13 protein-coding genes and 1 tRNA gene are annotated in these 12301 nt (G+C 73.7%); 7 read left to right on the plus strand and 7 right to left on the minus strand.

The genetic code is table 11. The features are described from left to right. Nucleotides 1–152: 152 nt before the first annotated feature. The 3 genes from M1O15_RS02125 to M1O15_RS02135 are packed head-to-tail and all read right to left on the minus strand — an operon-like array spanning nucleotide 153 to nucleotide 2883. On the minus strand, nucleotides 153–839 hold the full coding sequence (locus tag M1O15_RS02125) for a TrmH family RNA methyltransferase (RefSeq protein WP_248631687.1): 687 nt from the start codon (nucleotides 837–839) through the stop codon (nucleotides 153–155). Between the two features lie 11 nt (nucleotides 840–850). Next, nucleotides 851–2125 carry an HTTM domain-containing protein gene (locus tag M1O15_RS02130; RefSeq protein WP_248631425.1) on the minus strand — a complete coding sequence of 425 codons (1275 nt, stop codon included), beginning with the start codon at nucleotides 2123–2125 and terminating at the stop codon, nucleotides 851–853. Continuing rightward, a complete protein-coding gene (locus M1O15_RS02135; protein ID WP_248631426.1) occupies nucleotides 2122–2883 on the minus strand; it encodes a DUF5819 family protein in 762 nt (253 codons plus the stop codon). Before M1O15_RS02135 ends, M1O15_RS02130 begins: the two co-directional genes overlap by 4 nt. Nucleotides 2884–3008: 125 nt before the next feature. Between M1O15_RS02135 and paaA the strand changes: the two genes are divergently transcribed. Genes paaA through M1O15_RS02160 form a run of 5 tightly spaced genes read left to right on the plus strand, consistent with a single transcriptional unit; the run spans nucleotide 3009 to nucleotide 6590 of the window. Next, on the plus strand, nucleotides 3009–3971 hold the full coding sequence (gene paaA, locus M1O15_RS02140) for a 1,2-phenylacetyl-CoA epoxidase subunit PaaA (protein WP_248631427.1): 963 nt from the start codon (nucleotides 3009–3011) through the stop codon (nucleotides 3969–3971). Beyond that, nucleotides 3968–4255, plus strand: coding sequence for a 1,2-phenylacetyl-CoA epoxidase subunit PaaB (gene paaB / locus M1O15_RS02145; RefSeq protein ID WP_248631428.1), 288 nt, complete (start codon nucleotides 3968–3970; stop codon nucleotides 4253–4255). The genes paaA and paaB overlap by 4 nt, the downstream gene beginning before the upstream one ends. Then, nucleotides 4252–5025, plus strand: a complete 774-nt coding sequence (gene paaC, locus M1O15_RS02150) for a 1,2-phenylacetyl-CoA epoxidase subunit PaaC (protein WP_248631429.1) — start codon at nucleotides 4252–4254, stop codon at nucleotides 5023–5025. The genes paaB and paaC overlap by 4 nt, the downstream gene beginning before the upstream one ends. Beyond that, nucleotides 5019–5522 (plus strand): 1,2-phenylacetyl-CoA epoxidase subunit PaaD, encoded by a 504-nt coding sequence (paaD, locus tag M1O15_RS02155; RefSeq protein ID WP_248631430.1) that lies wholly within the window; start codon nucleotides 5019–5021, stop codon nucleotides 5520–5522. The genes paaC and paaD overlap by 7 nt, the downstream gene beginning before the upstream one ends. Further along, nucleotides 5523–6590, plus strand: a complete 1068-nt coding sequence (locus tag M1O15_RS02160) for a 2Fe-2S iron-sulfur cluster-binding protein (protein ID WP_248631431.1) — start codon at nucleotides 5523–5525, stop codon at nucleotides 6588–6590. Between the two features lie 350 nt (nucleotides 6591–6940). Here the strand turns inward: M1O15_RS02160 and M1O15_RS02165 are convergent, their stop codons facing one another. The 4 genes from M1O15_RS02165 to M1O15_RS02180 all read right to left on the minus strand — a co-directional run bounded on the left by M1O15_RS02165 (nucleotide 6941) and on the right by M1O15_RS02180 (nucleotide 10341). Then, on the minus strand, nucleotides 6941–7285 hold the full coding sequence (locus tag M1O15_RS02165) for a rhodanese-like domain-containing protein (RefSeq protein WP_248631432.1): 345 nt from the start codon (nucleotides 7283–7285) through the stop codon (nucleotides 6941–6943). Between the two features lie 90 nt (nucleotides 7286–7375). Beyond that, a complete protein-coding gene (locus M1O15_RS02170) occupies nucleotides 7376–8194 on the minus strand; it encodes a hypothetical protein (RefSeq protein ID WP_248631688.1) in 819 nt (272 codons plus the stop codon). Between the two features lie 275 nt (nucleotides 8195–8469). After that, complete coding sequence (locus M1O15_RS02175) at nucleotides 8470–10026, minus strand: DUF2252 domain-containing protein (RefSeq protein WP_248631433.1); 1557 nt, start codon at nucleotides 10024–10026, stop codon at nucleotides 8470–8472. Between the two features lie 231 nt (nucleotides 10027–10257). Further along, nucleotides 10258–10341: transfer RNA gene (locus M1O15_RS02180), tRNA-Leu, on the minus strand. Nucleotides 10342–10911: 570 nt separating this feature from the next. Here M1O15_RS02180 and M1O15_RS02185 point away from each other — a divergent pair. Both M1O15_RS02185 and M1O15_RS02190 read left to right on the plus strand, forming a co-directional pair. After that, nucleotides 10912–11751 carry an FHA domain-containing protein gene (locus M1O15_RS02185; protein ID WP_248631434.1) on the plus strand — a complete coding sequence of 280 codons (840 nt, stop codon included), beginning with the start codon at nucleotides 10912–10914 and terminating at the stop codon, nucleotides 11749–11751. 10 nt (nucleotides 11752–11761) lie between these two features. Continuing rightward, nucleotides 11762–12286, plus strand: a complete 525-nt coding sequence (locus tag M1O15_RS02190; RefSeq protein ID WP_248631435.1) for an FHA domain-containing protein FhaB/FipA — start codon at nucleotides 11762–11764, stop codon at nucleotides 12284–12286. Nucleotides 12287–12301 lie beyond the last annotated feature (15 nt).

Raw genomic sequence — 12301 nt, forward strand, 5'->3', positions numbered from 1 at the left:
GGCCCGTTCCGCGGGCTGGCGGTGCCCCGTAGACCCGGCCGCCGGGCCACCACACCCCCAGGCCCGGCGGCCGGCCGGCAGAGGCGGGCCGCCCGAGTCAGCGGCGGAGGCGACAGCCCTCGCCCCGCGCCCCGCGCGGGGCAGCGGGCGCACTACCGGGTGATCTCCGCGTACCGCTGCACCCAGGCGTGCATGGCGATCGCGGCGGCGGCGCCCGCGTTGAGGGAGCGGGTGGAGCCGAACTGGGCGATCGAGCAGACCATGGCGGCGTGCTCGCGGGCCTCCTCGGTGAGCCCCGGGCCCTCCTGCCCGAACAGCAGCACACAGCGGCGCGGCAGTTCGGTGCGCTCCAGCGGGACGGCGCCCGGGAGGTTGTCGATACCGATCACGGCCAGCCCCTCCGCGGCCGCCCAGGAGGTCAGCGAGGCGGTGTCCGGGTGGTGGCGCAGATGCTGGTAGCGGTCGGTGACCATGGCGCCGCGCCGGTTCCAGCGCCGCCGGCCCACGATGTGCACCTGCCGGGCCAGGAAGGCGTTGGCGGTGCGCACCACCGAGCCGATGTTGAAGTCATGGCCCCAGTTCTCCACGGCCACATGGAAGTCGTGCCGCCGGGTGTCCAGGTCGGCGACGATCGCCTCCCGCGTCCAGTACCGGTAGCGGTCCACCACGTTGCGCCGGTCGCCGGCGGCGAGCAGCTCGGGGTCGTACCGCTCGCCGCGGGGCCAGGGCAGGGGGTGCGGCCCGACGCCCACCTCGGGGGCGAAGCCCTCGTCGTACTGCGCCGGCTCGGCGTCGTCGTGCTGGTGCGGGCCGGCGTCCGCAAGGGTGCCGTCCGGCAGGGTCTCGCTGCTCACCCCACGAGGGTACGGGGGGCCGCGTCCCCGGCGGTTCCGTCCTCCTCGCCGGGCGGCGGGGCCGAACCGTCCGAGCGGCCCGCGCCGCCGGGGCCGTCCGGGCGAGTGCGCCGCAGCAGGCGGTCGCGGCCCCGCGCCACCCGGGCGCCGGCCCACACCAGGAACACCGTCGGCAGGAACACCGCGTCGGCGGCGATCATCGCCAGCGAGAAGAACGGCAGCCCGAGCAGGACCGCGATGCCCGCGTGCTCCACCATCATCACGGCCAGCAGCACGTTCTTGACCTTGCGGTTGAAGAGCGTGAAGGGGAAGGCGACCTGGACGATCACGGTGCCGTAGGTCACCACCATGACCATGATCCCGCTGGCGGCCAGCACATCGGAGAGGAACGGCCAGGGCGTGAAGTAGTCCAGCTTCAGCGGGTAGTACAGGGCGGTGCCGTCCTGCCAGCGGGAGCCCTGCACCTTGTACCAGCCGGCCGTGGCGTAGATCAGACAGACCTCCGCCATGATCACCACCAGTACGGCGTTGTGCAGCAGGTTGGCGAGGACGTCGAGCAGGGCCAGCGGCTGGCCGGGCGCGCGGCGTCCGACCAGCCACCAGGCACCCTGGGCGGCCCACAGCAGCCACAGCAGCACCAGCAGCCACGGCTCCCCGCTGCGGTCGCGCAGCAGCGTGGCGGCGACGAGCCCGGGCACCGCCAGCCCCCACAGCAGTGGTCCGACCAGGTCGCGCGGCCGTTCGCCGGCGGCCCGCGCCTCGGCCGCGCGGGCGGCCCGCCGGGCGTCCAGCGACCAGACCCGGGCGCACCGGGTGAAGACCAGGTAGAGCGCCATCAGATGGATGACGTTGTCACCGCCGTCGCCCATGAAGACGGAGCGGTTCTGCAGGGACAGCACGCCCACCAGGAACAGCGCGGAGGCGGCCCGGGTGCGCCAGCCGACGAGCAGCGCGGCGGCGGACAGCACGGCCAGGGCGTAGACGATCTCGAACCACAGGCCCGAGTCGGACCACATCAGGACGGTGAAGGCGCGGTTGGCGGCGACCAGCTCCTGGGCCATGTCCCAGGCCCAGGGGCCGTCCGGCCCGTACAGCTCGTGCCGGTGCGGGATCTCGCGCAGCAGGAAGAACAGCCAGGCCGCGGCGAACCCGATGCGCACCACGGCGCTCTGGTACGGGCCCAGCGCGGTGGCGGTCACCCGCTGGACGGCCCGGGCGAGCCGGCGGTCGAACGGCTCCCGGCCGGCGGCGGCGGTGGTGCGGTCGCTCATCGACGGGCCTCCGTCCGGCCTCCGGTGGCACCGCCGGGCAGGTCGGCGGCGGTGACCGTCCACCAGGGCAGCACCCGGTAGTACGTACGGGTGTCGTGCCGCTCCTTGCTCCAGACCGGGGCCCCCACGCCCTGGGTGGCGGAGCGCAGCTGGATGCGCTCGATCCGGCCGCCGAGGGGCTGGTCCTCCAGCTTCAGCAGGGCGATGCGCCGGACGTAGCGCTCGGAGAGCCGTCCGCGCAGCCCGTTCGCGCGGTTGTCCTCGGTGTGCGAGTTCACGTAGAAGTCCCAGGCGCGGCGGAGCTCGTTCTGGTTGGTGTGGCTGGGCAGCGGGTTGCCGCGGATCGCCGCGCCGTCCTCGGCGGTGAGGCTGACCCAGCCCGTGGTACGGCGCCCGCCGTCGGCGTCGGTGATCTCGGCGCGGGCGTGGACGGCGATGTTCTGCTGGAGCGGGTTGGGGGCGAAGAGCTTCCAGTTCTGCTCGAACTCGGGGAGCACCCAGTCGTCCATCGCCCGGCCGTGCTGCTTGCTCAGCGTGTTCGAGGGCGCCACATGCAGGAACACCATCCCCACATGCAGCCCTCCGACGACCACCACGACGGCGAGCGCGACGGCCGCGGCGACCTGGTACGGCAGGGTCAGCCCCTTGATCCCGGCCCCGGCCCCGCCACCCGGGCTCCCGGACTCCGCCGGCTCCGGTTCCGCGGGCCGGTCCGCCGTCGCGGCCGGTTCCCCGGCCTCCCCGTCCCTCGCGTCCATCCCGCCCGCCCCGTTCCGTCGCCACGCCAATGGCCCATCGGAGTTATCCACAGGGTTGACACCTTACGGGCCGCCGACCGACCATTGAAGTCATTCAACCGAACGATCGGTCGGCAGGGGGTCCGATGACGGCAGTGACAGCGGATGCGCACAAGGCGCCTCAGGCGTACGAGGCGGTGTTCGATGCCGCCGTGGCAGCGGACGAGCGGATCGAGCCGCGCGACTGGATGCCCGAGGCCTACCGGGCGACGCTCGTCCGGCAGATCGCCCAGCACGCGCACAGCGAGATCATCGGCATGCAGCCCGAGGCGAACTGGATCACCCGGGCCCCCTCACTGCGCCGCAAGGCCATCCTGATGGCGAAGGTGCAGGACGAGGCCGGCCACGGGCTCTACCTCTACAGCGCCGCCGAGACCCTCGGCGCCAGCCGCGACGAGCTGCTGGACAAGCTGCACAGCGGCCGCCAGAAATACTCCTCGATCTTCAACTACCCCACCCTGACCTGGGCCGACGTCGGCGCGATCGGCTGGCTGGTGGACGGTGCCGCGATCACCAACCAGGTGCCGCTGTGCCGCTGCTCCTACGGGCCCTACGCCCGGGCGATGATCCGGGTCTGCAAGGAGGAGTCCTTCCACCAGCGCCAGGGGTACGAGTCGCTGCTCGCTCTCTCCCGCGGCACCCCCGAGCAGCACGCAATGGCCCAGGACGCGGTGGACCGCTGGTGGTGGCCCTCGCTGATGATGTTCGGCCCGCCGGACGACGAGTCCGCGCACTCGGCGCAGTCGATGGCCTGGAAGATCAAGCGGCACTCCAACGACGAGCTGCGCCAGCGCTTCGTCGACATCTGCGTGCCGCAGGCGAAGGCCCTCGGCCTGACCCTGCCCGACCCGGACCTGAAGTGGAACGAGGAGCGCGGCCAGCACGACTTCGGCGCCATCGACTGGAGCGAGTTCCGCGAGGTCCTCAAGGGCAACGGCCCGTGCAACGAACAGCGGATCACCCAGCGCCGCCGCGCCCACGAGGACGGCGCCTGGGTCAGGCAGGCAGCGGCGGCGTACGCGGCCAAGCACCGGGAGGCGACGGGATGACCACCAGCGACTGGCCGCTGTGGGAGGTGTTCGTGCGCTCGCGCCGCGGACTGTCCCACACCCACGCCGGCAGCCTGCACGCCCCGGACGCCGCGATGGCCCTGCGCAACGCCCGCGACCTCTACACCCGGCGCAGCGAGGGCGTCTCGCTCTGGGTGGTGCCCTCCACGGCGATCACCGCCTCCTCCCCGGACGAGAAGGACCCCTTCTTCGAGCCGGCCGCCGACAAGCCCTACCGGCACCCGACGTTCTACGAGATCCCCGAGGGGGTGCAGCACCTGTGACGACCGACCCGGCGACCGCCTCCACCACCTCCCCGGAAGGGCTGGCCACCGCGGCGGCACTGGCCCTCGGGGACGACGCCCTGGTGCTCTCCCACCGGCTGGCCGAGTGGGCCGGGCACGCCCCGGAGCTGGAGGAGGAGGTGGCCCTCGCCAACATCGCGCTGGACCTCCTCGGCCAGGCCCGGGTGCTGCTCTCCCTGGTCGGGGACGAGGACGAGCTCGCCTACCTCCGCGAGGAGCGCGCCTTCCGCAACGCCCAGTTGACCGAGCAGCCAGGCGGCGACTTCGCCGCCACCATCGTCCGCCAGCTGTACTTCTCCACCTACCAGCGGCTGCTGTACGGCAGGATCGCGGCGGCCGCCGGCGAGGGCACCGGCGACGGCGGTCTGGGCGGGCTGGCGGCCAAGGCCGTCAAGGAGGTCGCCTACCACCAGGACCACGCCGAGCAGTGGACGCTGCGGCTCGGCGACGGGACGGAGGAGAGCCACCGCCGGACGCAGGCGGCGGTGGACGCGCTGTGGCGCTTCACCGGCGAGCTGTTCCAGCCGCTGCCCGGTCTCGACGGCGTCGACTGGGCCGAGCTGGAGGCCGACTGGCTGTCCTCGGTGACGGCGGTGCTCGACCGGGCCACCCTCACCGTCCCGGACGGCCCGCGCACCGGCGCCTGGCGGGCCGGGGCGGGCCGCCAGGGCTTGCACACCGAGTCCTTCGGCCGGATGCTCGCCGAGATGCAGCACCTGCACCGCAGCCACCCGGGTGCGACATGGTGACCGGCACCGCGCCGACCCCGCTGGAGGAGGAGCTGACCCGGCTGGCCGGGTCCGTCCCCGACCCCGAGCTGCCGGTGCTCAGCCTGCACGACCTCGGTGTGGTCCGCTCGGTACGGGTGCTCGCCCCCGGCGAGGTCCGGGTGGAGCTCACCCCCACCTACACCGGCTGCCCGGCCATCGAGGCCATGTCCGCCGACATCGAGCAGGTGCTCCACCGGCACGGCGTGCCCGAGGTCTCGGTGGTCACCGTGCTCAGCCCGGCCTGGTCCACCGACGACATCACCGCCGAAGGCCGGCGCAAGCTCGCCGAGCACGGCATAGCCCCGCCCCGGCCGCAGGGCCCGGCCGGGCCGGTGCCGCTCTCCCTGGGCATCCGCTGCCCCAACTGCGGCTCCGCGCGGACCGAGTTGCTGAGCCGGTTCTCCTCCACCGCCTGCAAGGCGCTGCGCCGCTGCACCGACTGCCGTGAACCGTTCGACCACTTCAAGGAGTTGTAGATGTTCCATGCGCTCCGGGTCAGCGAGGTCGAGCGGCTCACCGACGACGCGGTCGCGGTGACCTTCGCCCTGCCGCCCGCGCTGCACACCGCGTTCCGCCACACCCCCGGCCAGCACATCACCCTGCGGCGGCCGTCGGGCGGCGGCGAGGCGGAGGCGCGCCGGACCTACTCGATCTGCTCCCCGGCGGCCGCCGAGGGCGAGGCCCCGGTGCTGCGGGTGGGCATCCGGCTGGTGGACGGCGGGGCCTTCTCGACCTACGCGATCAAGGAGCTGATCGCCGGGGACACCGTCGAGGTGATGGAGCCGATGGGCCGCTTCACCCTGGCGCCCCGCCCCGGCCGGTTCGCCGCGATCGTCGGCGGCAGCGGGATCACCCCGGTGCTCTCCATCGCCGCCACCCTGCTGGCCCGGGAGCCGGAGGCCCGCTTCCATCTGGTCCGCAGCGACCGCACGGCCGCCTCGACCATGTTCCTGGACGAGGTCGCCGACCTGAAGGACCGCTTCCCCGGCCGCTTCCAGCTGGTCACCGTGCTCTCCCGGGAGGAGCAGCAGTCCGGGCTGCCCTCGGGCCGGCTCGATGAGGAGCGGCTGACCGGGCTGCTGCCCGCGCTGCTGCCGCTGGGCGAGGTGGACGGCTGGTATCTGTGCGGGCCGTTCGGACTGGTCCAGGGCGCCGAACAGGCCCTGCGCGGCCTCGGGGTGGACCGGGCCAGGATCCACCAGGAGATCTTCCACGTGGACGACGGCCAGACCGCCGCCCCTGCCGCGTCCGCCGCCGCGCTGACCGCCCCCGCGAAGCTGACCGCCACCCTCGACGGCCGCTCGGGCAGCTGGCCGGTCCAGGAGGGCGAGTCCCTGCTGGAGACGGTGCTGCGCGCCCGCTCGGACGCCCCGTACGCCTGCAAGGGCGGCGTCTGCGGCACCTGCCGGGCCTTCTTGGTCGCCGGCGAGGTCCGCATGGAGCGCAACTACGCGCTGGAGCCCGAGGAGACCGACGCGGGATACGTCCTGGCCTGCCAGTCGCACGCCACCACCCCGGAGGTCGAGCTGGACTTCGACCGCTGAGACTCCGCTCGCGCGGGGCCGCACCGGCCGAGGCGCCACCCAGCCGTTCGGCGGCCCCGCCCAACGGGCCGGGCCCAAGGGGCCGGGCCCCGGATCGCGCACGCCGAACGGCCTCCGCCCCCGGGCGGCACTCGCCGGCGGCACCCGCCGGCACAGGCCGGGGCCCGGACTGCCCGCGCCAAGCGGCACCCAGACGCTCACGGCACCACCTGGCCGACAGGTTCCCGGACGCCTCAGACGCGACCACTCAGCCGCCCCGGCGACCCCTCGGACGCGACCGCACCGGCCCGGCCGTCGCCCTGGGCGCGGGGCTGCGTCAGCCCGACATCAGGGCCTCGTCCCGGGTGTCCTCAGAGGACGAAGGCCTGGCTGCCATTGTCGGTGACCATGGGGCGGCCGGCGCCGTCCCAGGCGAGCATGCCGCCGTCGACGTTCACCGCGTCGATGCCCTGCTGCACCAGGTACTGGGTCACCTGGGCCGACCGGCCGCCCACCCGGCACATCACATAGGCCCGGCGCCCGTCCGCGACGGCCTCGGTCACCTCACCGAAGCGGGCCACGAAGTCGCTCATCGGCACATGCAGCGCGCCCTCGACATGGCCGGCCGCCCACTCGTCGGACTCCCGGACGTCCAGGACCAGCCCGTCGGCCGGCACGGAGACCGCGTCCACCGTGGGCAGGGTCGGAAAACTCATCTGCGGATACCTCTCTCGTCCACCGGTCGGCCCGCCCGCCGGTCCGCGCACGGCCCCGCCGGGTCACAGGGAGAACGTAGCCGACACCGGCTAGTCCGCCAGTCCCGCCAGCTCCGCCTCGCGCTCGGCGACCTGGGCGAGCAGCTGCTCGGCGATCTCCTCCAGCAGCCGGTCCGGGTCGTCCGGGGCCATCCGCAGCATCGCTCCGATGGCGCTCTCCTCCAGCTCGCGGGCCGCCCCGGTGAGCATCTCCTTGCGCCGGGCCAGCCACTCCAGCCGGGCGTAGAGCTCCTCCGCGGCGGTCAGCTCCGGGGCCGCCGGGGCCGGGCCGGCCGCCCACTCGGCGGCCAGCTCCCGCAGCAGGCCCTCGTCACCGCGCGCGTAGGCCGCGTTGACCCGGGTGATGAACTCCTCGCGCCGCTGCCGCTCGGCCTCCTCCCGCGCCAGGTCGGGGTGGGCGGCACGCGCCAGCTCCCGGTAGAGCTTGCGGACCTCCTCGCTCGGGCGGACCCGTTTGGGCGGCTGCACCGGCCGGCCGGTGAGCATCGCGTCCGCCTCGGCCGAGAGCCCGTCGGAGTCCATCCAGCCGTGGAACAGCTCGTCCACCCCGGGCATCGGCATCACCCGTTCCCGGGCCTCCCTGGCCTGGCGCAGGTCCTCGGGGTCACCGCTGCGGGCCGCCCGGGCCTCCGCGATCAGCGCGTCCAGCTCGTCCAGCCGCGAGTACATCGGGCCGAGCTTCTGGTGGTGCAGCCGGGAGAAGTTCTCCACCTCGACCCGGAAGGTCTCCACCGCGATCTCGAACTCGATCAGCGCCTGCTCGGCCGCCCGCACCGCCCGTTCCAGGCGCTCCTCGGGCCGCCCCGACTGCTCGGGGCCACCGTCGGCACGGTGGTGGTCGGTGGGCACGGTGGCGTCGTCGTTCGAGGTCGTCACCCGACCAGCGTACGGGCGATCCCGCCTCACCCGTCACCGTCCGCCACCCGCCCACCCGGGCCGCACCCGCCCCGGACCGCCGGACCCGCCGGGCCACCGGCCTGCCCCGGTGCCCCGTACCTCAGCACGGCCCGTACCGCCGCCGCGTGGACCACCGACCCGCACCGCCGCCGCCCGCCCCACCCAGGGCCCGCCTCACCCACCGGCCCCGACGCCCCCGCCTCGAACCCCACCCGGAAGCCGACGCCTCACACCCCCGCCTCGGCGGCGACCCGGCCGTCCCTGACCGCGGCCACCAGGTCGGCGTGGTCCGCCTCGGTCCGGTCCGCGTAGGCCACGGCGAAGTCCGCCATCGCCTCGTCCAGCTCCTCGTTCTTCCCGCAGTACCCGGCCAGCAGCCGGGGGTCGGCGCTGTGGGCGTGCGCCCGGGCCAGCAGCGCCCCGGTCATCCGCCCGTAGTCGTCCAGCTCCTCCGCCGACAGCGCCGCCGGGTCCACGCTCCCCTTGCGGTTGCGGAACTGCCGCACCTGGTACGGACGGCCCTCGACCGTCGTCCAGCCCAGCAGGTTGTCGCTGACCACCTGCATCCGCTTCTGCCCCAGCACCACCCGCTGCCCCTCGTGCGCCACGTCCGCCACCTTGAACCCGGCACCGGGCAGATAGGGCAGCAGGGCCGACGGCCGCGCCTCCTTCACCTGGAGCACCAGCGGCTCGCCGCGGTGGTCCAGCAGCAGCACCACATACGACCGGGTGCCGACGCTGCCGGTGCCCACCACCCGGAAGGCGACATCGTGGATCGCGTACCGGGCGAGCAGCGGCAGCCGGTCCTCGGGCAGCGTGGTCCGGTACTCGCCCAGCGCGGCGGCGACCGCGGCGGCCTCGGCGTCCGGCACCCGGCGCAGCACCGGAGGGGCCTCGGTGAAGCGGCGGCCCCCGTCCTCGCACTCCTCCGTCGACTTGGCGGCGAACCGGGCGCTGGTGTTGTTGCGGGCCTTCTCGGAGACCCGCTCCAGGGTGCCCAGCAGATCCCGCGCGTCGGTGTGAGACACCAACTCCTCGTCGGCGATGGCGTTCCACGCGTCCAGCACCGGCAGCCTGGCCAGCAGCCGCATGGTGCGCCGGTAGGCCCCGGCCGCGTCGAAGGCGGCGGACCGGCACACGTCCTCGTCCACCCCGCCGGCCCGCCCGGCCAGCACCAGTGAGGTGGTCAGCCGCTTGAGGTCCCACTCCCAGGGCCCGGCCACCGTCTCGTCGAAGTCGTTCAGGTCGACGACCAGCCGGCCGCGGGCGTCGCCGTACAGCCCGAAGTTGGCCGCATGGGCGTCGCCGCAGAGCTGCGCGGCGACCCCGGTGACCGGCGTCGCCGCCAGGTCGTACCCCATCAGCCCGGCCGCCCCCCGCAGGAAGGCGAACGGGCTGGCGGTCATCCGGCCCACCCGTATCGGCGCCAGCTCGGGCACGCGGCCCCGGTTGGACTCCTCCACCGCCCGCACCGCGTCCGGCCGCCCCGTGCCCGCTTCGGGCAACGTCCCGTGCGCGGACCGCGGCACCCGCTCCCGCAGCGCCTTGCCGCGCTTCTTCGGGGAGGGGGAGGAGGAGGGGGAAGGGTGCGCCGGGGCGCCCACCGGTCCGTAGGGGCGGAGCTTGGCCGTGGCGAAGCCGGGCACGGTGGGGATCCGGCCGCTGCCACCGCCATCGGCCCTGCCGCCGCCGGGACCGCCACCGTCGACACCGCCGCCGCTACCGTCCGTGACGCCCTCGCGCCCGGCGCGCTCCTCGCCGCCGTGCTCGCCGTCAAGCCCCATGGGGTCCCCCGTTCCACGTCCGCCGCCCCGGCCGCACGCCGTACCGGTGTTCGTCCCCGAAGGTACCGCCGGGGCGCGATCCGTCCCAGACCTGTGGACGACCGTTGCCTGGAGAAGCCGAGACACCGAGCCTCTGAGGCCCACCTCACAGCCTCATGACCACATGGCCACCCGGACGCACAAACAGCTACGGCCGACACCGTGTTGACGATGCCGGCCGTAGCCTTGCTGTGCGCGAGGGGGGAGTTGAACCCCCACGCCCTTTCGGGCACTGGAACCTGAATCCAGCGCGTCTGCCTATTCCGCCACCCGCGCATTGGGTGTTGCTTGCTTGGTTTCTCCGCCGTTTCCGGCGGCGTCCCCTGGCGACACCTGAACATTAGCACGGCCCGGAGGGTGGGTTCACATCCGTTTGTTTCGGCCACTCCCCGCCGGAACAGGGAGAAGGGGGGACGGGGGAGGGTCGGGCGGCCACACCGGCGCACCGCGCCCCATCCGCGCTCGTACCTCCTCCTCGGGAGAGGAGGGGACAGGGAGACATGGAGCACCGAGCACGCCGATCGACACCGATCGACACCGTTCAGCGCCGGGGAGCACTGTCGCGCGGAGCACGGCCGGTGCGGGCCCCCGCCGGGACGGGAGCGGACGCGGTTCCGGCTCGTACCGGGCGGGTCCCGGAGGAGGTGGGCTGCGGGCGGGATCCGTCGCCGGTACCGTCCCCCCGGGCCCTTCCGCGGTGCGGGACACTGTCAGGAGGGCACCTCTACGATCCCTGTGAGAGGTGACACTTATCCACAGGCCAGAGAAGGGGAACCAGCCGATTTCCCGACGCGTGGATACGATCAGTAAGCAGTACAGGTGCGGCAACGACGGAGGAGGTGCCCCATGGGAGTCCTGAAGCGTTTCGAGCAGCGTCTCGAAGGTCTGGTCAACGGCACCTTCGCCAAGGTGTTCAAGTCCGAGGTCCAGCCCGTCGAGATCGCGGGAGCCCTCCAGCGCGAGTGCGACAACAACGCCTCGATCTGGAACCGCGACCGCACGGTGGTGCCCAACGACTTCATCGTGGAGCTCAGCACCCCCGACTACGAGCGGCTGAGCCCCTACTCCGGCCAGCTCGGCGACGAGTTGGCCGGCCTGGTCCGGGACTACGCCAAGCAGCAGCGGTACACCTTCATGGGGCCGATCAAGGTCCACCTGGAGAAGGCCGAGGACCTGGACACCGGGCTGTACCGGGTGCGCAGCCGCACCCTGGCGTCGAGTACGTCACAGTCCGCCGATTCCCCGGCCGCCGGTGGCGGCCAGGCCCGCGCCGGGTACGGCCATCCGCCGGCGTCCCCGCCCTCGGGCGGCCCCGGCGGGGCTCCTCCGCCCATGCCGTCCGCACCTCCCGGGGCGGGCCGCCCCGGAGCCGCCGGCCGCCCGCCGGCCGCGGCACCCGGCGCCCAGACGCGCCGCTGGATCGAGATCAACGGCACCCGCCACCAGATCTCCCGCCCGACGCTGGTGCTGGGCCGCAGCACCGACGCCGATGTGCGGATCGACGACCCCGGCGTCTCCCGCCGACACTGCGAGATCCGGACCGGAACGCCCTCGACGATCGCGGATCTCGGGTCCACCAACGGCATCGTGGTGGACGGGCAGCACACCACCCGCGCTACGCTCCGCGACGGCTCGCGGATCGTCGTGGGCAGCACCACCATCGTTTACCGGCAAGCCGAAGGGTGAAGCGGGGGCAATGTCAGAGCTGACCCTCACGGTCATGCGGTTGGGTTTCCTCGCCGTACTGTGGCTGTTCGTCATCGTGGCCGTCCAGGTCATCCGCAGCGACCTGTTCGGGACGCGGGTGACCCAGCGCGGTTCGCGCCGGGACACCGCGACCCGGCCGCAACAGCAGTCCGGCGCGGGACGGCAGGCCGCCGCGCCGCCGCCGCAGCGCCAGCAGCAGTCCGGCCGCCAGCGGCGCGGGGCGCCGACCAAGCTGGTCGTCTCCGAGGGCACCCTCACGGGCACCACGGTGGCCCTCCAGGGCCAGACGATCACCCTGGGCCGCGCCCATGACTCCACGATCGTCCTGGACGACGACTACGCGTCCAGCAGGCATGCCAGGATCTACCCGGACCGTGACGGCCAGTGGATCGTCGAGGATCTCGGGTCCACCAACGGCACGTATCTCGACCGGACCCGGCTCACCACCCCGACGCCCGTTCCGCTGGGCGCGCCGATCCGCATCGGCAAGACCGTCATCGAGCTGCGGAAGTAGTGCTACATCATGAGT

This window comes from Streptomyces lichenis, assembly GCF_023218175.1.
GTDB classification, from domain to species: domain Bacteria; phylum Actinomycetota; class Actinomycetes; order Streptomycetales; family Streptomycetaceae; genus Streptomyces; species Streptomyces lichenis.